This window comes from Paraburkholderia sp. RL17-368-BIF-A, from assembly GCF_046054045.1.
Lineage (GTDB): Bacteria > Pseudomonadota > Gammaproteobacteria > Burkholderiales > Burkholderiaceae > Paraburkholderia > Paraburkholderia graminis.
Map to the genome: position 1 here is coordinate 398,511 of NZ_JARESN010000001.1, position 21,569 is coordinate 420,079.

Sequence of the window (21,569 nt, forward strand, 5' to 3'; positions counted from 1 at the left end):
GCGACCCGCCTCACGACGAGCTTCAAAGCCCGAACCATGACACGAGCCCGAGGTGATTGTGATTGCCGATCGTCACCGGCGCGCGGTACGGCGCGCGAATCGTGTTCACACCGCCTGCGGCCTTGATACCGCCAGGCGCATTGAACGCCCCGCCGTCGATGTCGGCTTCGCCCGTCAGCTCTACCTGGCCTGTATCGCCGGTGAAAACGCCGCCGGTATCCGCCGCGAAAATCGCCGACCACGAATTGCCGAACCACGCCTTCAGGTCGTGCGCGCGGTTGATTGCGCTGTAACCGAGCACGGCCTGAGCGAGCGTCTTCGGCGCGTCCAGTTTCAGCGCGTTGAGCGCGAGCACCGTGCCGCCCGTGTTGGTAATCTGCGCGCCGGCTTTCAGCGTGATGTCCTGCGACGCTTCGATCACGCCGCCAAACGCCTGCACGTTGCTCGATGAAGACGAACTGCAGAAAAAGAAGCACGTCTGCCGATACGAAGCCTGGCCCGTGAACACACCTTGCGTCAGCAACTGATTGCGCGCAGTGATCGCAATCGAGCCGCCGTTGGCGAGAATCGACCCGCCCACGTTCGCCACGTTTGCGCCGGAGATAGAGAGCTTGCCGTCGTCGGCCGTGATGTAGGAGAGCTTCGACGGATCGGCGATGGCGCCGTAATCCACGTTGAAACCGCTTTCGCGATGCTCGACGAAGACGAGTCGCCAGCTACGATCCGAATAGCCGACCGGTGCTCCGCCGTTCGTCCCCGCCGAATGATCGACGATGTTGTTCACATCGCCGCCGGCAGTGATCGTCAGCGCCTTGTTCGACAGCATGCGCGCGTTCTGGTTGGTCACCGAACCGCCGGCGGTAATCGATACGTCGCCCGCGACGCCGAAAAGAACCGCGAGCGCGCTATCCGCGGTGGAGTGGTTCAGCACGTTGCCTGTCGCGTTCAACGTCACTGCGCCGAGCGATGTGGTGTCGAGTGCGTTGCTTTGCTGGCCCTGGACGAGCGAGCCGAAGTTGGTGATGTCGCCGATGCTCGTCAGCACTACGCCGCTGTTGGCCGAGGCCACCACCGACTGCGCCGTGGCGTCCTGCGTCAGCGCGATGCCCGCACCGCTGATATTGATGCCCGTTGCGACGAGCAGACTGCTGCCCGTCACCGTAACCGCGCCGATTGCGGCGACGGTAGCCGAGCCGTTGTTCGTGGTGAGCTTCGTGTCGGTCAGTGCGATGCTGTCCTGCACCTGCAAGTCGAGATTGTTCTGCGCAGTAAGCGTGGTGTTGGAGAACTGCACCGAACCGTTGGAGGACAGCGTGAAGTCGCCAAGCGTTGCGTTCATCGGCCCCGCGCTGCGCACACCGGGGCCCTTGTCGGTGACGATCAACTGCACGCGGCCGCTTGTCAGGCTGCCTGCTGCGGTGATGTCGATGGCGAATGAGTTTGCGGTGGCGAGCGTTGTCGAGGGGCTCAGTGTCAGCCAGTCGTTGCCGTTGTCCGTCGGCGAGACTGCTGTGTTCAGCGTGACGTTGCTGTTGCCCGCGATCGCGCGTATCGCGGCGGTTTGCGACGTGAATGTGTTAGTCAGAGGGCCGTTGATCAGCAGGTTCTTCGCGATCAGGTCGAGACCGATCAGTGCGCCCGTCAATCCTTGTGGGCCGACGACGATGGTGCCTGTGCTCGTGTCGAGCACGATGTCACGTTCGGGAAGTCCGGCTACCGGCACTGTGTCCTTGAAGCTGACATGCCCGGTTGTCAACGCCACGCGGCCGGTATTGACGAACGATCCGCCATTCACCGTAATGCCGTTCGGATTGGCCAATATCACATTGGCGCGAGAGCCGAGTACGTCGATACGGCCACTGATAATGCTGGGATTAGTGCTGGTGACCTGATTGACAATCGTTCGGGCATTAATACCGACGTTGTTCAGCGAAGCGCCTGCCGCATCGACATTGAAACTCGTATAGGTGTTACTGGAAACACCGGCGAATGCTGGGGCGATATTAACGGTTTGGTGGCCATTTGTGGCAGTAGAAACCGTGGTTGCAGTCGCGCCGTCAATGACAATGCCTGCCGCACTGGCCGACATTGGCGCAGCAGCAATCAGCAAGGTAATAAAACAGGCGACGCGAGCAATCGCGCGCCGGCTCCCACATTGCGGGAGTCGTTGATAATACCGGCCTTCCATGAAACCCCGTCGGACTGACTCTCTCGTTTGTTTTTTGTCTGAGCGCGGGTTCTGTTGACCCATGCGCTCGCACTACGAATGTCGGCCCGAGCGGAGAAAACTTTAGTAAGTTTCTGGGATATTTTTCTTACTTTTTCATTACATCAACAGCATGAAGACTTTGGATTTGCGAGCCATTTAAGATTATCTGACTCGCATACGCTCACAACTGGATCGTCATTCAGAGCGCCGCAGTTCGGACGGCTGGATTAAACGAATCGCGCAGCACCAGCACGGTAAACAACCTGCTTCTCATAGCCGATATTCAGCCGCCACCCGATCACGACATTCCAGCTTCGGTGAGTCGCGAAAGTATCTCGGCTCTGACGGCCCAAGGGCGCAACTCCGCCCCTCCTCACCCCTTCCCAAGCGGCGGCCGACCAGGAAACCCGGCCATGTTACTCAACTGCGCAAGTTCGTTCGCAGCCTCGCGCAGCGGCACCGAGTACTCGTGAATCTTCTCGGCGGTCAGCCGCACCCGCGGCCCCGCCAGACTGATCACGCCCACGCAGCGCGAGCCGCTCACCACGGGCACCGCCACCGCCGACATGCGCGGCGCAAACACCTCGTCGATCATCGCGTAGCCGCGCACTCGCGCAGCGTGCAGGAAACCGAGCAGTGCCTTGATCGTGGTCGGCGCATTCGGCCCGAACTCGTTCGGCTGACCGAAGCCCTGCTTGATAACCAGTGCCACCGCCTGCTCGTCGGTCATCGTCATGAGCCACGCGTGACCGGTCGACGTGCATGACAGCCGCGCCGCGTGGCCCATGTCGGGATCGTAGCGAAAGCCGACACGCTGCCCGTCCGCCTTGCCGACCCAGATAATGGCGTCGCCGTCGACGAGCGACAGCCGCGCCAGTTCGCCGGTCTTTGCGGCGACGCGCTCGATAATCGGCTGGGCGATATCGGCAATGCCGGTGAGGCTCAGAAACTCGAGTCCGTTCGACGTCATCCGCATGGTCAGGATATAGCGGCTGTGATCGACGAGCTGCCGCACATACCCGCCTTCGACGAGGTCCGTGAGCAGACGGTGGCACGTGCTGCGCGGCAGGGACAAGGCGTCGGCAATCGCCACGAGGCCTGCGCCCTCGCCTTGCGAGGCCAGCCAATCGAGAATCCTGAGACCGTTCTTCAGCGACATGTCGCGTCCGCTTCCATCATGTGAAAAGCAGTTCCAGCGTGGAACGCCTCGTTTGGAGAGCGCAAACAATAGCATTTGTTCGTCGCCAGAACGAACGTTTCAACACATCGGGATTGAGGAGACAACATGTCGTCGTTCGCAGATTCAGACTCAGACGTGGCCGCGGGGAAACAGTCGGCGCAGGCCCATTTGATGGCGCGCCGCGCGGTAGCGGGCGCAACCGTCGGCACCGCACTCGAATGGTTCGACTTCGCGCTGTATGGCGTGGTCGCCGCCACGATCTTTCCAAAGCTGTTTTTCCCTTCACTCGACCCGACCGCCTCGCTGCTCGCATCGCTGGCAAGTTTCTGGGCGGGGCTCGCCGCACGGCCGCTCGGCGCGGTGATCTGCGGGATGCTCGGCGACCGCTGGGGACGTCGCAAGCTGATGCTGATCACTGTCTCGGTGATGGGCGTGTCGTCGTTTCTGATGGGCTTGCTGCCCACTTACCAGCAGGTCGGCATTCTCGCGCCGACGTTGCTGGTGTCGCTGCGTATCATCCAGGGCTTCGCGCTCGGCGGCGAATCGACCGGCGCGCAACTGATGGCAGTGGAGCACGCATCAGCCAACCGGCGCGGCTGGTATTCCGGACTGCTTGGCATCTGCTCGCCGCTCAGCCAGATTCTCGCCAATCTCTCGCTCTTTACGATGGCCGCCCTGCTTTCATCGGACGACTTCAACGCCTGGGGATGGCGCGTTCCGTTCCTCGCAAGTTTTGTCCTCTTGCTGCTCGGCATCTACATCCGCAGGAAGGTCAGCGAGACGCCGGCCTTCGAGGCGCTCAAAAAGACGGGCGCTCCCGTGCGCGCCGCCAATCCGCTCGGCACCGTCTTCAGGTATCACTGGCGCACCGCCCTTCGCCTGACGCTGTTCTTCTGCGGTCCCGCTGCGCTCTTCTATCTGATTGTGGTCTTCTCGCTCAGCTACCTGACGAAACACCTGGGCGTGCCCAAGCAAACCGGCTTCATGCTGCTGATGGTTGCCAATGTCTGCGCGATTGCCGGCGCGCTGCTGGGCGGCTATCTGAGCGATCGGATCGGACGCAGGCGTGCGCTGATGATCGGCTCGTTCTGCACGCTGATCTGCTGCCTGATCTATTTTCCGGTTCTGAACCAGAACTCGATTGGCATGACGATGGCGGTGATGGGCGCCTTCCTCGGCTTCACACAATTCCAGAGCGGTATCCAGCCGGTCTGGTTTGCCGAGTCCTTTCCGACCGAGGCACGCTACACCGGCTCTGCCCTATCGTACTCGGGCGCCAACCTGCTCACCGGCGGGCCGATGCCGATTGTCGCGGTGGCGCTGCTCAATGCATTTCACGGTTCTCCGTGGGCCATCGTCGCGGTGTGCGGCTCGCTGAACCTGCTCTCGTTCCTGATGATCGCGATATCGCGCGAAACCAGAGGCACCGCGCTCGAAAGCTCTTCTACACATTGAAACCATGACCCGCAAACTCTATATCCTCAACGGCTCCAATCTGAACATGCTGGGCGCAAGGGAGCCCCATATTTACGGCAGCACGACGCTCAAGGAGATCGAACAGAACTGCCTGACGTTGGCCGACACGCTCGAGTTCGACTGCGTATTCCGTCAGACCAACAGCGAAAGCCAGTTGATCGACTGGATTCAGGAAGCATTCCTGCAGGACGCCGCGCTCATCATCAATCCGGCGGGCTTTTCGTTCGGCCGGATTCCGGTGCTCGACGCAGTCAAGCTGATTCGCCGTCCGGTGGTGGAATTGCACATCACCAATATCCACAAGCGCTCGGAAGAATACCGTCACTCGACCATTTCGGTGGCGGCCACCGCCGTGATCTGCGGGGCCGGCGCAAACGGCTATTTGCTGGCGATCCGCACAGTCGACGATCTATGGGGCAGCCCGACTTAAGCCAGTCCTTTCTTATCCGCGATGTCCTGCTTTCGGTGCCCGTGCTTTGCGAAAAGTATCGAGTACCGTGGCAGCCGGAAATGGAATGGCATCGACCTGGCCGGTTCTCATCAACGCCTCGATACGCTGCGCCGTATCCGTCGACGGCGCGGGCGTATAGACCATGATGCGCATGCCCGGCGCGTCCGGCACTTCGAGCGACAGCGCATCCAGTTCGAGCACGCCTGCAACAGGGTGCTCGATAACCTTGCGCCAGTCGCTTCGCTTGAGCACCTCATGCTCCGCCCACCAGCGGCAGAAGTCAGCATCGGTATCGTTCAGTTCTTCGACGAGATCACGCAAAAACACTTCACCCGACGGGCGAAGAATATAGTCGCCGCGAAACTGCGCAAGCACGCATTTTGCGTAGGCGTCCCAACCTTGAAAGAGCGAGCGCGCACCGTCCTGCTGGAACGTGAACCACAGCAGATTGCAGCGGCCCGCAGGCATCTTGCGGAAATCGGTAAATACACGCACCGCCGCTTCGTTCCACGTCACATAGTTCCAGTTGCCGTCAACCACGTAGGCCGGCATGTTGCCGAGCTGATCGAGCATGCGTCGAACGGTATCTGTCACGTTTTGAGCAATCGGATACGGACCGGGCGGTGTGTAATGGTTAGCCAGTTCGAACAGATGTGTGCGCTCGTGCGGCGATAGCTTCAACGCATTCGCAAGACTTTCGATCGTCTTGAACGACACGTTCACTTCCCTGCCCTGTTCGAGCCACGCATACCAGGTGACGCTGATGCCGGCGCGCTCGGCCACTTCTTCGCGCCGCAGTCCCGGTGTCTTGCGACGGCTGCCGCTTGGAAAGTCGATGTCCTCGGGTCGAAGACGGGCGCGACGCGTCCTCAGAAAATCGGCCAGTTCGTTCAGACGCTGCTGCTTTTCCATGTTTCGTGTCCTCCTGCGTTCCCTGTTACTGCCATTACTAGTAATGGCAATTGCTAGATGCGCTCCGTCAACCATGCGACATTGGCGCCGTCGGGAAGCACGCTGTATCCAGCATCGGTAACGCCAGATTATAGAACTCGTTACCCGCGTAGGTGCCAGCCAGCCGCGTCGAAAATTGGCGGCCACAACGCGTGCGTCTCCCGACAGATATCAGAACATTTACGGAGACATTCATGCGTCGTTCGACCCGCCTTCACCGTGCGAGCGTATTCGCCGCCGCGGCCTTCATTCTGACAGTTTCGGGTGCCGCGCGTGCGGATTACACCGGTGCGCCGCGTACGTTTCTGTTCAATCCCGCCGTGCAGATTCCGTTCGCCGACACGGCGAAGTTCAAGAAGAAGCCGCCCTATGTGATCGGTTTTTCGAATGCGGGACTCGGCGATAGTTGGCGCGTCGTGATGCAGCACTCGCTGATGAAGGCGGCGGCCGACCATCCCGACCAGATCAGGCAACTGCTGATCACAAACGGAAACATGGACGACGCCAAACAGGCCGCCGACATTCAGGACTTGATCTCGCGGGGTGTCGATCTGCTGATTGTCAGCGCGAATACGCAGAAGGCACTCGACCCCGTTGTCACGCGTGCGATGAAACAGGGCATACCCGTCGTGATGGTCGACCGGCGCATTTCATCCGACAACTTTGTTTCGTTCGTGACGGGCTCCGACGCGATGATGGGCCGTGTGTGGGCGCAATGGATCGTCGAGAAGTTGCATGGCAAGGGCAACGTCATCATGCTCGCAGGCCAGGCGGGGTCGAGCGTCAGCGCTGACCGCGAGGCGGCCGCGCACGAAGTGTTTTCGCAATATCCGGGCATCAAGGTGCTCGACACGGTGTATTCCGACTGGAGCCCCGTGAAGGCCAAGCAGCAGATGCAGGCCATGATCGCAAAGTACGGGCACAACATCAACGCCGTGTGGTGCGCGCACGGCTTGCCCGTCGCGGGCTCGATCGAAGCGTTCGTCGCGGCCGGATTCAAGCCAGGCGAAATTCCGCCGCATACGACAGCCGATCTGAACGGCCCATTGCAACTCGCGTTGAAGTACAAGATTCCGATGCTCGAGATCGGCTATCCGCCTTCAATGGGCGGCACGTCGCTCGATGTCGCGCTCAAGGTGCTGCAAGGTCAGCCCTTGCCCAGGATCTACGAGATCAGTCCGCAGATCGCATTGACGCGTGGCGACGAAACGGCATCGGTCCCGCATCCCGACCAGTACATCGATCAGGTGGTCGACGCGAAGGGTCCGCCCGACAAGATCATCGACGGCGGCATGGGCGCGGACTACAACCCGTCGACCTTCAAGATCAAGTTGCCGGGTGAAAAATGAACCAGCCCACATCCAGTCCGGCAGGCGAAAGCCTGGACGCGCAGCCCGACGTGATCGAGGTCACCGGCATCACGAAGCAATTTCCTGGTGTAAAGAGCCTCGATGCCGTGAACTTCGGTGTGCGTAGCGGTGAGATTCACGCACTCGTCGGCGAGAACGGCGCAGGCAAATCGACGCTGATGAAAGTGCTTGCGGGTGCCTATGTCCCCGACGAAGGCGCATTGCGATTCGAAGGTCAGCCAATGGTGTGGAAGTCCCCCGCCGACGCAAAGGCGCACGGCGTTCACATCATCTATCAGGAACTCGTGCTGTTTCCGCAATCGAGCGTGGCGCAGAACATCTTCGCCGGAATCGAGCCGCGCACGCGGCTGGGCACGATCGACCATCGCGCGATGAACGAACGCGCCGCCGCCTTGCTGCACGAACTCGGCGTACAACTCGATCCGCGCGAGCGTGTCGGCGCGCTTTCGGTCGCCAGTCAGCAGATGGTCGAGATCGCGAAGGCGATGGCCAGCGAGATACGCGTGCTGATACTCGACGAACCGACAGCAGTCATCGCGGGCAAGGAAGTTCAACTGCTGTTCGCACGGCTGCGCGTGCTGCGCGAGCGCGGCGTCGCGATCGTCTATATCTCGCATCGGCTCGATGAAATCTTCGAACTGTGCGACCGCGTGACCGTCATGAAGGACGGCCGCAAGATCGGCACACAGCCCGTTTCCGAAACGACGCGCGCCGATCTCGTGCGCATGATGGTCGGCCGCGAAATGAAGGACATCTATCCGCCAAAGCCCACGCTGCAACCGGGCGGCACGGTGCTGATGAAGGTCGAAGGGCTGCAGGTCGGCAATCGCGTATTCGATGCTTCGCTTTCGGTGCGCGCCGGCGAAATCGTCGGACTCGCCGGCATGGTCGGCTCCGGCCGCACCGAACTCGCGTCGGGCGTATTCGGCGCGCTGCCCGCGCGCGGCACGATCGAAGTGCGCGGCGCGCGCCATACGCGCATGACACCGGCAACGGCAATCCGCCTCGGCCTCGGCTTCGTCACGGAAGACCGCAAGTCCGAAGGCTTGCTGATGTACCTGAACGTCGCGCAGAACGTCACGGCGACAACGCTCAAGCATGTGTCCCGTTTCGGATTGCTGAAAGCGAAACACGAGCGAAGCGCGGGCGCCGATGCAATCCGCGAATTCGGCATTGCGGGCGCGCGCCCCGCGGGCAGCGTCGCGACACTGTCGGGCGGCAATCAGCAGAAGGTGCTGATCAGCCGATGGGTGCGCGTGTGCACCAGCGTGCTGATTCTCGACGAACCGACCCGCGGCGTCGATATCGGCGCGAAGGCGGAAATCTATCGCCTGATGCGCGAACTGACGAATCGGGGACTCGGCATCCTGATGATCAGTTCCGAGTTGCAGGAAGTGATCGGCATGTCCGACCGCGTCCTCGTGATGCGCGAAGGACGCATCGCGGGCGAAGTCAGCAGCAACGAGATGACCGAGCACGGCATCATGGCGCTCGCGACCGGCGGCGGGCAATTCGTTCGAACGGGAGGCGCACATGCATTCGCTCATTAGGCGTCATGTTCCGCTGAACGCAGCCGCGTATATCGTGGCCGGTTTGATCGTCATGCTGTTCGTCGCCGGGGCCAGCGTGAATGACCGCTTTTCGACGCTGTCCAATCTGCTGAACGTCCATCAGCAGGCGACGGGACTTGCGCTCGTCGCACTGGGGCAGACACTCGCCGTGCTGACGGGCGGCATCGATCTGTCGGTCGGCTCGCTGATCAGCGTGTCGGCCACGCTCACCTCCGGTTTGTCGGAAGCCACACAAGGCGGATGGGCCGTGGCGATCGCAGTGGCGATTGCGCTGTCCGTCCTCGTGGGATTGGTCAATGGCCTGCTCGTGCTCTGGCTGCGCGTGCATCCGCTGATCGTCACGCTCGGCATGGGCGCGGTGCTGCAAGGCGGCATTCTGTACTACGCGAATGGCCCGGCGGGCGGCGTGCCGGACGGCTTCGACGCACTCGCTTACGGCCGCTACGCCAACGTGCCCGTGACCGCCACCGTCGTGCTGCTGCTCTACGGCTGCGTATCGTATTTCATGCGCAATACGCGCCTCGGGCGATACGTCTACCTCGTGGGCGACGACGACAACTCGGCGACGCTGTCGGGCATTCCCCGCAAACGCGTCATTCTGTTCGTCTACACGTTCTCGTCGCTCTGCGCGGGTCTCACGGGCATCTATCTGGCTGCCCAGTTCGGATCGGGTCAACCGTATCTCGGCGCCAACTACACGCTGGCGTCGATTACGCCGGTTGTGGTCGGCGGCACGATTCTGAGCGGCGGGCGCGGCGGCGTCATCGGCACGCTGCTCGGCGTGTATCTGCTCAGCATGCTCAACAACCTGATCAACTTCGCGGGCGTGCCGTCGCAGTATCAGCTTATCGTGCAGGGCGTCGCGATCATTGCCGCCGTCTGCGTGAATGTCCAGCAGAAACGGAGGCTCGCATGAACTCGGTTGCTCCACGCACGGACGCCTCGCCTGCGCGCAAGCTCTCGCTCGGTGTCGCGCGACGCTATGGAATCTATCTGTTTCTCGTGGCGCTGATTGCGCTTTCGGGTGCAAGGTCGCCGACGTTCCTTCGTGCCGACAACGTCGTCAACATGCTGGTGCAGTTCGCGCCGCTCGGCATCGTCGTGATCGGCCAGGTGTTCGTGATTCTTGTCGGCGGACTCGATCTGTCGGTTGCCTCGGTGATGGCCACGGCAGCCGTCATCGCCACCGCATTCGACGACACCAACCATTCGGCGCCCGCCATCTTCGGCGTCACGCTCGTGTTGTGCATCGGCGCCGGTCTGCTCAACGGCCTGCTCGTGACGAAGCGCCAGGTGTCGCCGTTTCTCGCGACATTTGCCACGGCGGTCGTGCTCGACGGCCTGCGCTTCGCCTATACGCAAGGCGCGCCTTCGGGCAACGTGCCACCGCTTTTTCACACGCTGGGAACGGGCTCGGTCGCGGGCGTGCCCGTCAACGTGCTGTTGCTGCTCGCGTGCGCGATCGTGTTCGGCACGCTGCTGCATCTGTCCACCTTCGGGCGACGCGTGTACATGGTGGGCGGCAATGCCGTCGCCGCGAGACTGGTCGGCGTGAGCCCCGACACCGTGCGCATCGCGTGCTACGCGATCAGCGCGCTGCTTGCCGGGCTGGCGGGGCTGATCCTGTCGGGCTATGTCGGCATCGTCGACAACTGGGTGGGACGCGGCTTCGAGCTCGATTCGATCGTCGCCGCGGTGATGGGCGGCCTCGCCCTTTCCGGCGGCCGCGGCTCGCTGCCAGGCGGACTCGCGGGCGCAGCGATTCTCGTCGTCGTCTTCAACATCGTGCTCTTGATCGGCATGCCCGTGCAGGCGCAGATCATCGTCAAGGGCGTCATCATCATCGGCGCATCCGCGTGCTACGTGAGCCGCCGGCAGCGCTGAATTTACCCATTCACACGAGGCCATACGAAATGGCCCGGCTAACCAAGGAGTCGAACATGAGAGCAGTGCGTTTTCACTGTGCGCACGATGTCCGGGTCGAAAACGTACCGGACCCGACGGGCATGGGCGCGAACCAGATGATCGTCAAGCCGCTGTGGTGCGGCATCTGCGGCACCGATCTGCACGAGTATCAGGCGGGGCCCATCGTGGTGCCGACCGAACCGCATGCGCTGACAGGCGCGAAAGCGCCTCAGGTGCTTGGCCATGAATTCAGCGCGGAAGTCGTCGAAGTCGGCAAGGACGTGAAGAACGTGCAACGCGGCGACCGCATCTCGGTGATGCCGCTCGCGTCGTGCGGACAGTGCTATTACTGCGCGCGCGGCATGCGCCATCTGTGCTCGAAAATGGGCTGCGTCGGGCTCAGTTGGGACGGCGGCGGAATGGCCGAATACACGCTGCTCAACGACTATCACGCGAACCGCTTGCCCGACACCGTGAGCGACAAACAGGGCGCGTTGATCGAACCCGCCGCTGTCGCGCTGTATGCGGTCGACCGTGGCGGCGTCACGGTCGGCTCCACAGTGCTGATCACCGGCGCAGGCCCGATCGGCGTACTTGCCGCCCTCGCCTGCCATGCAGCGGGCGCCACGAAGATTTTCGTGAGCGAACCCAATGCGGCGCGAGCCGACAAGATGGCCGGCTTCGGCGTCACGACCGCAATCTTCGATCCATCCGACGGCGAACTGCCGCAAAAGATTCGCGACCTGACAGAAGGCGTCGGCGTGGACGTGGCGATCGAATGCGCGGGCAACCAGCATGCGCTGAACGCATGCGTCGACGCGGTGCGATCGGCGGGCGCTGTGGTTCAGGCGGGTCTGCACGTGGGCACAGCGAGCGTCGACCCGATGAAATGGTCGCTGAAGGACATCCGGATCGAAGGCACATGGTGTTACCCCGTCACGATCTGGCCGCGCATCATCGGCATGATCGCGAACGGCAAGTTCCCGGTTGAAAAGCTCATTCACGATCTGATCGATGCCGACGAAGTCGTCGAGAAAGGCTTTGACGTACTGAGCGACAAAGGCAGCGACAAGATGAAGATTCTCATCAATCCCCAGACACGGTGACGACATGCCGCACACGCAAGAGAAGCAACACACACAAACGGTAGGCTGGATCGGGCTCGGCAAGATGGGGTCGCCCATAGTGCGCAATCTGCTCGCCGCGGGATTCGACGTGACCGTGTACGACGTCGATACAGCACGCGTCGACGAGGCCGTTGGACTCGGCGCGCGGCGTGCAGAGGATGTCGCGAGTGTCGCGCGTTCGGCGCCGCTCGTGTTCTCGATCATCCCCGACGACGACGTATTGCGTAAAGTCGCGCTCGGCACACATGGCGTGATCGAAAATGCGAACGACGGCGCCGTTTATATCGACATGAGTACGGTGTCGCCCACGGCATCGGGCGAAGTTCGCGAAGCAGCGCGTAAGCGCGGCGTCGGCTACATCTGCGCGCCGGTATCGGGCAGCACGGTCCTTGCCGGCAACGCACAGTTGACGGTATTCGCATCGGGCGCGAAAGAGGCATACGGGCGCGCGTTGCCCGTCTTCCAGGCCATGTCGGCGCGTCAGTACTATGTCGGCGAAGATCAGCAGGCACGTTATCTGAAGCTCGCCATCAATCACCTCGTCGGCTCGACGGCCGTGCTGCTTGCCGAAGCCTTGACGCTCGGCACGAAAGGCGGCCTCGACTGGGCCGAGATGCTCGACGTGATCGGCGACAGCGTCGCGGCATCGCCGCTCGTCAAATACAAACTCGATCCGCTGAAAAAACGTGACTTCTCTCCCGCGTTTTCTTCGCGGCAGATGCTCAAGGACATGTCGCTCGTGGTCGACGCCGGCGTCGAAGCCGGCGTCCCGATGGCAGCCGCGGCACTCGTGCGCGAGCAGTTTTCGCACTACGCCCAAGGCGATGGAGCGGAACTGGACTTCTTTTCCATCGTGCGTGCTGTCGAAGCACAAGCCGGCCTTACCCGCTAAGTACGCTTTCACCTTACTCCGGAGTCACGATGCACTACACCGTCTACTGCCTCGACCACGACAACATGGTCGAACGCCGCCTTGCCCATTACGAAGAACACAAGGCGTACCTGGCCACGTCGCCAGTCAGAATGGTCATGTCGGGCCCGCTGCTGGCCGGCGACGAGGAAACGATGATCGGCAGTTTCTTTCTTTTCGAAGCCGACGAGATCGGCGACGTGATGCGCTTTAACAGCAACGACCCGTTCAACAAGGCTGGAATCTGGCGTACCGTCGATATCCGCCCGTTCCTCAAGCGCGTCGACAACCGCTAGGCAGATCAAGGAATCGATTCATGCGAAACCTCGACGAAAACACCATCACGGATGCCGTTCTTGCACGCCACGAACACGCACCCGATGAGCGGCTGAAGACGATCGTCACGAGTCTAGTGCGGCATCTGCACGACTTCGCCCGCGAAGTCGGCTTGACCGAACGCGAATGGGAAGCCGGTATCCGCTTTCTCACCGAGGTCGGCCATATCACCGACGAGCGCCGTCAGGAATTCATTCTGCTGTCGGATACGCTCGGCCTTTCGATGCTCGTGACCGCGATGGCGCATCGCAAGCCTCAAGGCTGCACGGAAGCCACGGTTTTCGGGCCGTTTTTCGTCGACCATGCGCCCGAGTATCGCAACGGCGACGACGTGGCCAACGGCGCGCGAGGCGAACCGTGCTTCGTGTCGGGCGTGGTGCGCGGCCGGGACGGCGAACCGGTGAGCGGCGCACGCATCGAAGTCTGGCAGGCGGACGCCGATGGTTTCTACGACGTCCAGCACAGCGACGCCGACACGCACCGCGCGCGCGGCGTGTTGCATAGTCTTTCCGATGGGCGCTATCACTTTCGCTCGATCGTCGCGGTGCCCTACCCGATTCCGCACGATGGTCCGGTGGGGCGAATGCTCGAAGCGCTGGGGCGCCATCCGTGGCGCCCTGCGCATCTGCATTTCATGATCACGGCGCCCGGCTATGAACGGCTCGTCACGCACGTGTTCCGCGACGGCGATCGTTACCTCGATTCGGACGCCGTGTTTGGCGTGCGCTCGTCGCTGATTGCGCAGTGGATTCATCACGAGAGCGGCACGGCGCCCGACGGCACCGCAATGACGACGCCCTTCAGCACCCTCGAATTCGACTTTGTCTTGAGCCGATCGTCATGATTGCCTTCACCTACACCAGCCGGCCCGGCCGCATCGTGTTCGGCGCGGGAGCGATCGAGCGCGTCGCGGAGGAACTCGACGAACTGTGCATCCGGCGCGCGCTCGTGCTCTGCACACCGGAGCAACGTTTTCTCGCGGACCGCGTGCGCAAAATAGCCGGCGAGCACTGCGCGGACGTGTTCGATCGGGCCGTCATGCATGTGCCCGTGGAAACCGCGCAGGAAGGCGTTGCGGCCGCGCTCGCAGCGGGCGCCGATGGACTGGTCGCGGCGGGCGGCGGGTCGACGCTGGGGCTCGCAAAAGCCATCGCGCTGGAAACGTCGTTACCGATCCTCGCGATTCCGACGACCTACGCGGGCTCCGAAGTCACGCCGATCTACGGCATGACTTCCGCCGGAGAGAAAAAGACCGGCAAGAGCTACCGTGTACTGCCGCGCACCGTGATCTACGACGCGTGCCTCACGCTGACCTTGCCGGCAGCGCTGTCGGCCACGAGCGGCCTCAACGCCATCGCGCACGCCGCCGAAGGGCTCTATGCGCACGACGCCAATCCCGTGATGTCGCTCTTCGCGGAAGAAGGCATCCGCAGTCTCGCGCATGCGTTGCCGCGCATCGTCGAACAGCCGGACGACATCGCGGCACGCGAAGCCGCCCAGTACGGTGCATGGCTATGCGGGACCGTGCTGGGAAGCGTCGGCATGGCGTTGCATCACAAGCTGTGCCACACGCTCGGCGGCATGTTCGATCTGCCGCACGCGGAAACTCATGCGGTGATGCTGCCGTACTCGATGGCGTTCAATCTGCCGGCAGCGCCAGCGGCACACGAACGTCTGTGCAGAGCGCTCGATACGCCGGAGCCCGCGACCTCGCTCTACGAGCTTGGCCGCTCGCTTCATGCGCCGGCGTCTCTCAAAGCGCTGGGCCTGCGCGCAGCGGATATTCCGACGGCTGCGGCCGCCGCAATGCAGGCGCCGTATTACAACCCCCGGCCACTCTCATACGAAGCGGTACACCGCTTGCTCACTTCAGCTTTCGACGGCATGCGGCCCGACAGCCGCACGTTCGAAAGCGTATAAGCGCTTCCCTTACCGACGCGCGGCTCCGCATCTACTCCTGCAAACAGACACTTTTCAATTTCAATTCGCTATGAAAAAACGGGCACTCATCATCGGCGCGACGGGCATCGTCGGCGGCAATCTCGCGCAACATCTACTCGCGTACGGAGACTGGGACGTGACAGGTCTTTCACGCGGCCGGAGCGCAGCGAATCGCGCGATGGAATCCGTTACCGCCGATCTGACTTCCGCCGCATCCGTCGCCAATGCGCTACAGGGCCGGCAGTTCACGCACGTTTTCTTTACTGCGTGGTCGCGACAGGCGACCGAGCGCGAGAACATCGAAGTGAACGGTGCAATGGTCCGTCATGTACTGGACGCGCTGGGACCGTCCGGTACGCTGGAACACGCGGCTCTCGTCACAGGGCTCAAGCACTATCTCGGACCGTTCGAAGCGTATGCGCAGGGCACTGTGCCGCTTACGCCGTTTCGCGAGGAACAGGGCCGCCAACCCGTCGACAATTTCTATTACGAGCAGGAAGACCGGCTATTCGAAGCAGCGCGTCAGTACGGCTTTAACTGGAGCGTGCATCGGCCGCATACGATTATCGGCTTCGCGCTCGGCAACGCGATGAACATGGGCGTGACGCTCGCCGTGTACGCGACGCTGTGCAAGGAAACGGGACAACCGTTCATGTTTCCCGGTTCGGCCGCGCAATGGAACGGTCTCACGGATATGACCGACGCGCGCCTGCTTGCGCGACATCTCGAGTGGGCTTCAACGTCGCCCGCCGCGCGCAACGAGGACTTCAACGTTGTGAATGGCGACGTGTTCCGCTGGCAATGGATGTGGTCGCAACTGGCGCAGTACTTCGGCATCGAGCCTGCGCCTTTCGACGGTGAGACGCGTCCGCTTGAACATCGCATGCAGGGAGCCGGCGAACAATGGGCGACAATCGCGGCCCGCTATCAATTGAGGGAAGCGAGCATCGAAAAGCTCGTGTCGTGGTGGCATACGGACGCCGATCTCGGACGTCCGATGGAAGTGCTGACCGACATGAGCAAGAGCCGCAAAGCCGGCTTCCTCGACTATCAGAGCACGCCGGATGCCTTCTTCGCCCTCTTCGACAAACTGAAAGAGGAACGCGTCATACCTTCGTAGAGGGCACGCCTCACGGATCCAACCCAATAAATCCCGCCAGTTCCTCGGGCTTTCCGAGAGGAAACGCTTCCTTGATGTGATCGAGAAAGGCGGAGACCCGAGGGCTTAGCAAGCGTCGCGAAGGATAAAGCGCCCATAGCGGGATGTCGGGACCGTCCACATCGCCCCAATGCGCAAGCCTGCCGGCCGCGATGTCGTGACTCACGAGCGACAGCGGCAGCCTCGCGGCGCCTACGCCAAGACGCACCGTATCGCGGACCATGACCAGCGACGAAAGGTGCGCAACCGGCGTGATCGAGATGCGCGATTTTCCCTTCGGGCCCGTGACGTCCCACGCGGCGATCCGGTCAGGCGTCCCGCGAACGACAGCCGGAACACTCGACCCATCCGTCGGCCGCACCAGGCCCGGTGTGGCCACGACGACCAGCCGGTCGCGCAGGAACACGCGACCGATCAGGCTCTCGTCGACATCGGGGTTCACGCGGATCACGAGATCGTAGCCTTCCTCGACCATGTCGACGGGACGATCTTCCGTCGTCACTTCCAGTCGAATGTCGGGGTATTTCAGCGCGAAGGTGGCGACCAGCTTGCCCATCGCGATCTGCGAAAAGAGCGCGGGCGCGCTGATGCGCAGTCGGCCGCGCGGGTGTTCGCTACCCGACGTGATGGCGGCGGCGCTGTCCGCAAGCTCCGCGAGAAGCGCACCGGTCCGCTCGTAAAGCGCGCGTCCTTCCTGCGTGAGTTTCACTCCGCGGGACCCGCGTTCAAACAGCCTGAGCCCCAGGCTGTCCTCGAGTTCGCTGACCCTGCGCGAGAGCGTGGCCTTCGGACGCTCCGCCACACGGGCGGCCTCGCCGAAGCTCCCGTGACGGGCAACGAGGTTGAAATCCGCGAGAGCAAGAAGGTCCATGTGTTCCACCAGTGAGATACCCCGTCTCTTTATAACATCTTCCGGACCACGCATGGATCACTTACCTTGGAGGCGTCCCAACCAACCCAAGGAGTAACACCATGACTATCCTCGTTACCGGTGCCACCGGCCGTGTCGGCCGCCATGTCGTCAACCAGCTCGTCAAGCTCGGTGCCAAAGTGCGCGTGCTTGTCCGCGATCCGTCGAAGGCCGACTTTCCCGCCGATGTCGCCGTGGCCCAAGGCGACATGCTCGATATCGACTCGCTGCGCAGCGCGTTCAGCGGCGTGCGCACGCTGTTTCTGCTCAACGCCGTGGCAGCCGACGAATTCACTCAGGCACTCATCACGCTCAACGTTGCTCGCGAGTCGGGCGTCGAGCGCGTGGTCTACCTGTCGGTCATGCACGCTGAGCGCTCCGTGAACGTGCCGCATTTTGCGGTGAAGTCCGGCGCGGAGCGGATGATCGAACAGATGGGCTTTAACGCGACTATCCTGCGTCCGGCGTACTTCATCGATAACGATCTGACGATCAAGGACGTCATCCTGAACCACGGCGTCTACCCGATGCCGATCGGCAGCAAGGGCGTCGCGATGGTCGACACGCGCGACATCGCGGAGGTCGCGGCAATCGAACTGCTGCGTCGGGATCAGGCGCCCGGCAAATTGCCTGTCGACGTCATCAACCTCGTTGGGCCCGACACGTTGACGGGTCCGGGCCTCGCGTCCATCTGGTCGGAACTGCTTGGCCGGCCGGTTGCCTACGGCGGCGACGACCCCAGCCAGTTCGAGCAGAACCTGACGAACTTCCTGCCGAAGTGGATGGCGTACGAAATGCGCCTGATGGCCGAGCGCTTCGTCAGCGACGGGATGGTGCCGGAAGCCGGCGACGTCGCTCGGCTTGTCAGCATCCTCGGCCGGCCACTGCACTCATACCGCGACTTCGCCGCCGGCCTCGTCGGCTGAGTCTCACGCGCCGTTGCATGCGGTGCGCGAGCGCGCACCGCATCGGCTCAGTGCAGAACGTCCTGCAGCCGATAGTAGACGCCGACGAGCGGCAGAATCCACCGGCGCGCGGCATGCGCCGGCACGGGCGGCCACGGCAGCGCGCGCCACGGGTTGGCATCGGCGGAACCGGACATCACGTCCGCCATCACGCGGCCCATATGCGTGGACATCTGCACGCCGTGCCCGCTGTAACCCATCGAGTAGTAAAGCCCGTCGTGTTGTCCGGCGCGCGGAAGACGGTCCACGGTGATGTCTACGAGACCGCCCCAGCAATAGTCGACTCTCGTTGCGGCCAGCTCCGGAAAGTACTTCGCGAGATTGGCTTGCAGTACGTGACCGCTCTTCGCATCGGAGCGCGGATCGGACATTGCGAATCTCGCTCGCCCGCCCCACAGCAGCCGGTTATCAGGCGTGACGCGAAAGTAGTTGCCGATGTTCAGCGACGTCACATAGTTGCGCCGCTGCGGAAAAAGCGCGTCCAGTTGCCCCTTCGAAAGCGGCTCTGTCACGACGATAAAACTGCCGACAGGCGCCATTCGTTGCTGGAACCATTGCAGCGGACCTTGCCGCGAAGGCCCTGTCGCCACCAGCACGTTGTCCGCCCGAACCACGCCGCGCGCACTAGTGATCTCGTAACCGCCACCGGCGATTCGCCTGATCTGCGTCACCGCCGCGTTCTGGAAAATGCGCGCCCCGTGACGCGCCGCCGCCTGCGCGAGCCCCACGCCGAACTTGCCCATATGCATCTGCGCGCCGTTGCGTTGCAACAGTCCGCCATGAAAACCATCGGAGCCGACTTCGGTGCGCATGCGCGCCGGCTCGATCAGTTCGATATCCTGATCGACTTCGCGATGCAACACGTGGTAGGTCCGCGCGAGCTTGTCGAAGTGCTTCGGCTTGGCCGCGAGTTTGAGCTTGCCGCTACGCACGAAATCACAGTCGATCCGATGTTGCGTCACGATGGATTCGACCGTCTGTACCGCGCTTTCGTACGCACGGTAAAACGCGCGGGCTTGCTCCAGCCCGACGCTGGCCGCGAGCGAAGCGAAGTCTTGCGCGACGCCGGTGTTGCACTGCCCGCCGTTGCGCCCCGATGCCTGGCCCGCGATCCGCCCCGCCTCGAGCACCGTGACCGACGTCCCACGCAACGCAAGTTCCAGCGCGGCCGATAGACCTGTAAAGCCGCCGCCGATCACGACCACATCGCTGCGCCCCTCGACGGGACCGTCGGCGCCCTCGTTGAAGTCGGGAGCGGTGTCCAGCCAGTACGAATCTAGCTTCATTGCATTTTTAATTGAAATGTCGGAGCGGACCGGCATCGCCCGCGAGCGAAGCGTCGGCGGCGAGCCGGTCACCATAGCGATCAATAGCGAGCGCCCGCCTCGCTCATGCCGACCACCACGCATATTCGGCGAACGAGAAACCCATCATCGCACCGGTCGGAATCGCGCCGAGCCCTTTAAGGCGCTTGTCGTTTGCATCGATCAGACTGATGAACGACGGGATGCCGATGCCGCCTTCGTCCGTGACCAGCGCCTGCATTTCGCCGTACATCTGCTTGCGTTTGGCGTCGTCGGTCTCGCCGCGCGCGCTCACGAGCAATTGATCGAACTTCGGGTCCTTCCACGCCGATTCATTCCACGGCGCATCGGATTTGAAGAACTGCGTGAACAGCACATCCGCGCTAGGCCGCGGATTGATGCTGCCGAAACCGAGCGGATGCTTCATCCAGTGATTCGACCAGTAGCCGTCGGACGGCACGCGATTCACGCTCAGATTCACGCCGATCTTCGCGGCCGTTTGCTGGATCAGTTGCGCCATTTCGATTGAGCCGTTGGCGTCGGTGGTGGCGTAGATCGGCGGCAATGTAGTTCCGACCGCGCCGGCCTTCTGCATATAAAACTTCGCCTTGTCGAGGTCGAAGCCGCGCTGCGGCAGCGAAGCATTGAAGTACCGATGACCCGGCGGAATCGGCTGATCGTTGCCGGTCACCGCATAGCCGAGAAACACCGCGGAGCGGATCTGCTCGCGATCGAACATGTACTTCATGCCCTTCACGAAATCGGGGTTGCCCGTCAGCGTGTTGTCGCGACGCATGATCAGGTCCGTGTACAGGCCGGACTTCGTCTCCTTGACTTCGTACCCCGGCGTCGACGAAATGCGCCGCGTCGAACGGGGATCGACCGAGTTGATCAGGTGGACGTCACCGGCGAGCAGCGCGCTGACACGCGCTGCGTTGTCGCTGATGCTGATCAGTTCGATCTGATCGAGGTACGGGTGCCCCGGTTTCCAGTAGTTGTCGTTGCGCACGCCCACCGTGCCCGCGCCCGGCGCAAAACTTTTCAGCTTGTACGGACCGGTGCCGATCGCCGAGTTGAAGTTGGTCGTGCCGTCCTTGACGATGACGAGTTGCGGCGTCGCGAGAATCACGGGCAGATCGGCATTCGGCACCTGTAGCGTCAACGTCACTTCGTTCGGCCCGCTCGCCGTCACGCTCGCGAACTGGTCGGCGAGTGTCTTCACGCGCGAGGCCGTTTGCGGATTCTTGTGACGCATCAGCGAGTACACCACGTCGGCGGAAGTAAGCGTCTTGCCGTCGTGGAAAGTGACGCCTGAGCGCAGTTTGATGATCCACGTCTTCGCGTCCGCGCTCGACACCGATTCGGCGATGTTCATGCGCGGCGTGAGGCTTTCGTCAAGTTGCGTCAGGCCGCTGTAAAACATGAAGAAGCGGATATAGTCGCCGCCGGTCGAGCCCGCTGCGGGATCGAGCGTATCCGATACGGAGCCCGCGTTATAGGCGACGCGAATGCTGCCGCCCTTCTTCGGAACCTCGGCGGCAAGCGCGCCGGGCGCAGTCGTCAGGAGTCCCCCGCCGGCTACCATCATGCCGGTCCCAGCCAACATGCGCATCATGTCGCGGCGGCTGATGCCGCGGCTATTCGTTTCGTCGTTCATCTGAATTGGCTCCGCAGAGGTAAGTGATCCTGGCAATGTTGCATAGAAGTTCGTATAGGCAGCGAGAAGATTTTTTCGCGGCTCGTTAGCAGCATCGTATGCCTGCAGAAACCGCGTAAAGCGCCGACAAAAAAGGGCAGACGGCAT

19 protein-coding genes are annotated in these 21,569 nt (G+C 62.4%); 13 read left to right on the plus strand and 6 right to left on the minus strand.

Annotated features, from left to right (window positions below; all coding sequences use genetic code 11):
* Positions 1 to 22: 22 nt before the first annotated feature.
* Positions 23 to 2,188, minus strand: coding sequence for a two-partner secretion domain-containing protein (locus P0D87_RS01760; RefSeq protein ID WP_053857972.1), 2,166 nt, complete (start codon positions 2,186 to 2,188; stop codon positions 23 to 25).
* A gap of 394 nt (positions 2,189 to 2,582) precedes the next feature.
* A complete protein-coding gene (locus P0D87_RS01765) occupies positions 2,583 to 3,368 on the minus strand; it encodes an IclR family transcriptional regulator (RefSeq protein WP_006051016.1) in 786 nt (261 codons plus the stop codon).
* 192 nt (positions 3,369 to 3,560) lie between these two features.
* Here P0D87_RS01765 and P0D87_RS01770 point away from each other — a divergent pair, with 192 nt between their 5' ends.
* Complete coding sequence (locus tag P0D87_RS01770; protein ID WP_053859014.1) at positions 3,561 to 4,844, plus strand: MFS transporter; 1,284 nt, start codon at positions 3,561 to 3,563, stop codon at positions 4,842 to 4,844.
* Between the two features lie 4 nt (positions 4,845 to 4,848).
* A complete protein-coding gene (locus tag P0D87_RS01775) occupies positions 4,849 to 5,295 on the plus strand; it encodes a type II 3-dehydroquinate dehydratase (RefSeq protein WP_053857970.1) in 447 nt (148 codons plus the stop codon).
* A 12-nt stretch (positions 5,296 to 5,307) separates the two neighbouring features.
* Here the strand turns inward: P0D87_RS01775 and P0D87_RS01780 are convergent, their stop codons facing one another.
* Positions 5,308 to 6,228 carry a helix-turn-helix transcriptional regulator gene (locus P0D87_RS01780; protein WP_053857969.1) on the minus strand — a complete coding sequence of 307 codons (921 nt, stop codon included), beginning with the start codon at positions 6,226 to 6,228 and terminating at the stop codon, positions 5,308 to 5,310.
* Between the two features lie 233 nt (positions 6,229 to 6,461).
* Here P0D87_RS01780 and P0D87_RS01785 point away from each other — a divergent pair, with 233 nt between their 5' ends.
* From P0D87_RS01785 to P0D87_RS01830, 10 genes are all read left to right on the plus strand, one after another.
* Complete coding sequence (locus tag P0D87_RS01785) at positions 6,462 to 7,616, plus strand: ABC transporter substrate-binding protein (RefSeq protein WP_171799830.1); 1,155 nt, start codon at positions 6,462 to 6,464, stop codon at positions 7,614 to 7,616.
* Positions 7,613 to 9,187 carry a sugar ABC transporter ATP-binding protein gene (locus P0D87_RS01790; RefSeq protein WP_053857967.1) on the plus strand — a complete coding sequence of 525 codons (1,575 nt, stop codon included), beginning with the start codon at positions 7,613 to 7,615 and terminating at the stop codon, positions 9,185 to 9,187. Before P0D87_RS01785 ends, P0D87_RS01790 begins: the two co-directional genes overlap by 4 nt.
* Positions 9,171 to 10,124, plus strand: a complete 954-nt coding sequence (locus P0D87_RS01795) for an ABC transporter permease (RefSeq protein ID WP_053857966.1) — start codon at positions 9,171 to 9,173, stop codon at positions 10,122 to 10,124. The genes P0D87_RS01790 and P0D87_RS01795 overlap by 17 nt, the downstream gene beginning before the upstream one ends.
* Entirely contained in the window at positions 10,121 to 11,092 is a 972-nt protein-coding gene (locus tag P0D87_RS01800) for an ABC transporter permease (RefSeq protein ID WP_053857965.1), read from the plus strand. Before P0D87_RS01795 ends, P0D87_RS01800 begins: the two co-directional genes overlap by 4 nt.
* Before the next feature lie 56 nt (positions 11,093 to 11,148).
* The gene (locus tag P0D87_RS01805) at positions 11,149 to 12,219 is read left to right on the plus strand and encodes a 2,3-butanediol dehydrogenase (protein ID WP_044021613.1); all 1,071 of its coding nucleotides are present in this window, start codon (positions 11,149 to 11,151) and stop codon (positions 12,217 to 12,219) included.
* Positions 12,220 to 12,223: 4 nt separating this feature from the next.
* Complete coding sequence (locus tag P0D87_RS01810) at positions 12,224 to 13,132, plus strand: NAD(P)-dependent oxidoreductase (protein ID WP_029969318.1); 909 nt, start codon at positions 12,224 to 12,226, stop codon at positions 13,130 to 13,132.
* 29 nt (positions 13,133 to 13,161) lie between these two features.
* Positions 13,162 to 13,446, plus strand: a complete 285-nt coding sequence (locus tag P0D87_RS01815) for a YciI family protein (RefSeq protein ID WP_006051026.1) — start codon at positions 13,162 to 13,164, stop codon at positions 13,444 to 13,446.
* A 20-nt stretch (positions 13,447 to 13,466) separates the two neighbouring features.
* A complete protein-coding gene (locus tag P0D87_RS01820; RefSeq protein WP_029969316.1) occupies positions 13,467 to 14,330 on the plus strand; it encodes an intradiol ring-cleavage dioxygenase in 864 nt (287 codons plus the stop codon).
* A complete protein-coding gene (locus P0D87_RS01825; protein WP_053857964.1) occupies positions 14,327 to 15,406 on the plus strand; it encodes a maleylacetate reductase in 1,080 nt (359 codons plus the stop codon). The genes P0D87_RS01820 and P0D87_RS01825 overlap by 4 nt, the downstream gene beginning before the upstream one ends.
* 70 nt (positions 15,407 to 15,476) lie before the next feature.
* Positions 15,477 to 16,547 (plus strand): SDR family oxidoreductase, encoded by a 1,071-nt coding sequence (locus P0D87_RS01830; RefSeq protein ID WP_053857963.1) that lies wholly within the window; start codon positions 15,477 to 15,479, stop codon positions 16,545 to 16,547.
* 10 nt (positions 16,548 to 16,557) lie between these two features.
* Here the strand turns inward: P0D87_RS01830 and P0D87_RS01835 are convergent, their stop codons facing one another.
* Entirely contained in the window at positions 16,558 to 17,457 is a 900-nt protein-coding gene (locus P0D87_RS01835) for a LysR family transcriptional regulator (RefSeq protein WP_053857962.1), read from the minus strand.
* Between the two features lie 101 nt (positions 17,458 to 17,558).
* Between P0D87_RS01835 and P0D87_RS01840 the strand changes: the two genes are divergently transcribed.
* Positions 17,559 to 18,422 (plus strand): SDR family oxidoreductase, encoded by an 864-nt coding sequence (locus tag P0D87_RS01840; RefSeq protein ID WP_053857961.1) that lies wholly within the window; start codon positions 17,559 to 17,561, stop codon positions 18,420 to 18,422.
* A gap of 47 nt (positions 18,423 to 18,469) precedes the next feature.
* On the opposite strand, the gene P0D87_RS01845 is transcribed toward P0D87_RS01840, so the two are convergent.
* Together P0D87_RS01845 and P0D87_RS01850 are read right to left on the minus strand one after the other, a co-directional pair.
* On the minus strand, positions 18,470 to 19,747 hold the full coding sequence (locus P0D87_RS01845) for an NAD(P)/FAD-dependent oxidoreductase (protein WP_053859013.1): 1,278 nt from the start codon (positions 19,745 to 19,747) through the stop codon (positions 18,470 to 18,472).
* A gap of 103 nt (positions 19,748 to 19,850) precedes the next feature.
* The gene (locus P0D87_RS01850; protein WP_053857960.1) at positions 19,851 to 21,422 is read right to left on the minus strand and encodes an ABC transporter substrate-binding protein; all 1,572 of its coding nucleotides are present in this window, start codon (positions 21,420 to 21,422) and stop codon (positions 19,851 to 19,853) included.
* Positions 21,423 to 21,569 lie beyond the last annotated feature (147 nt).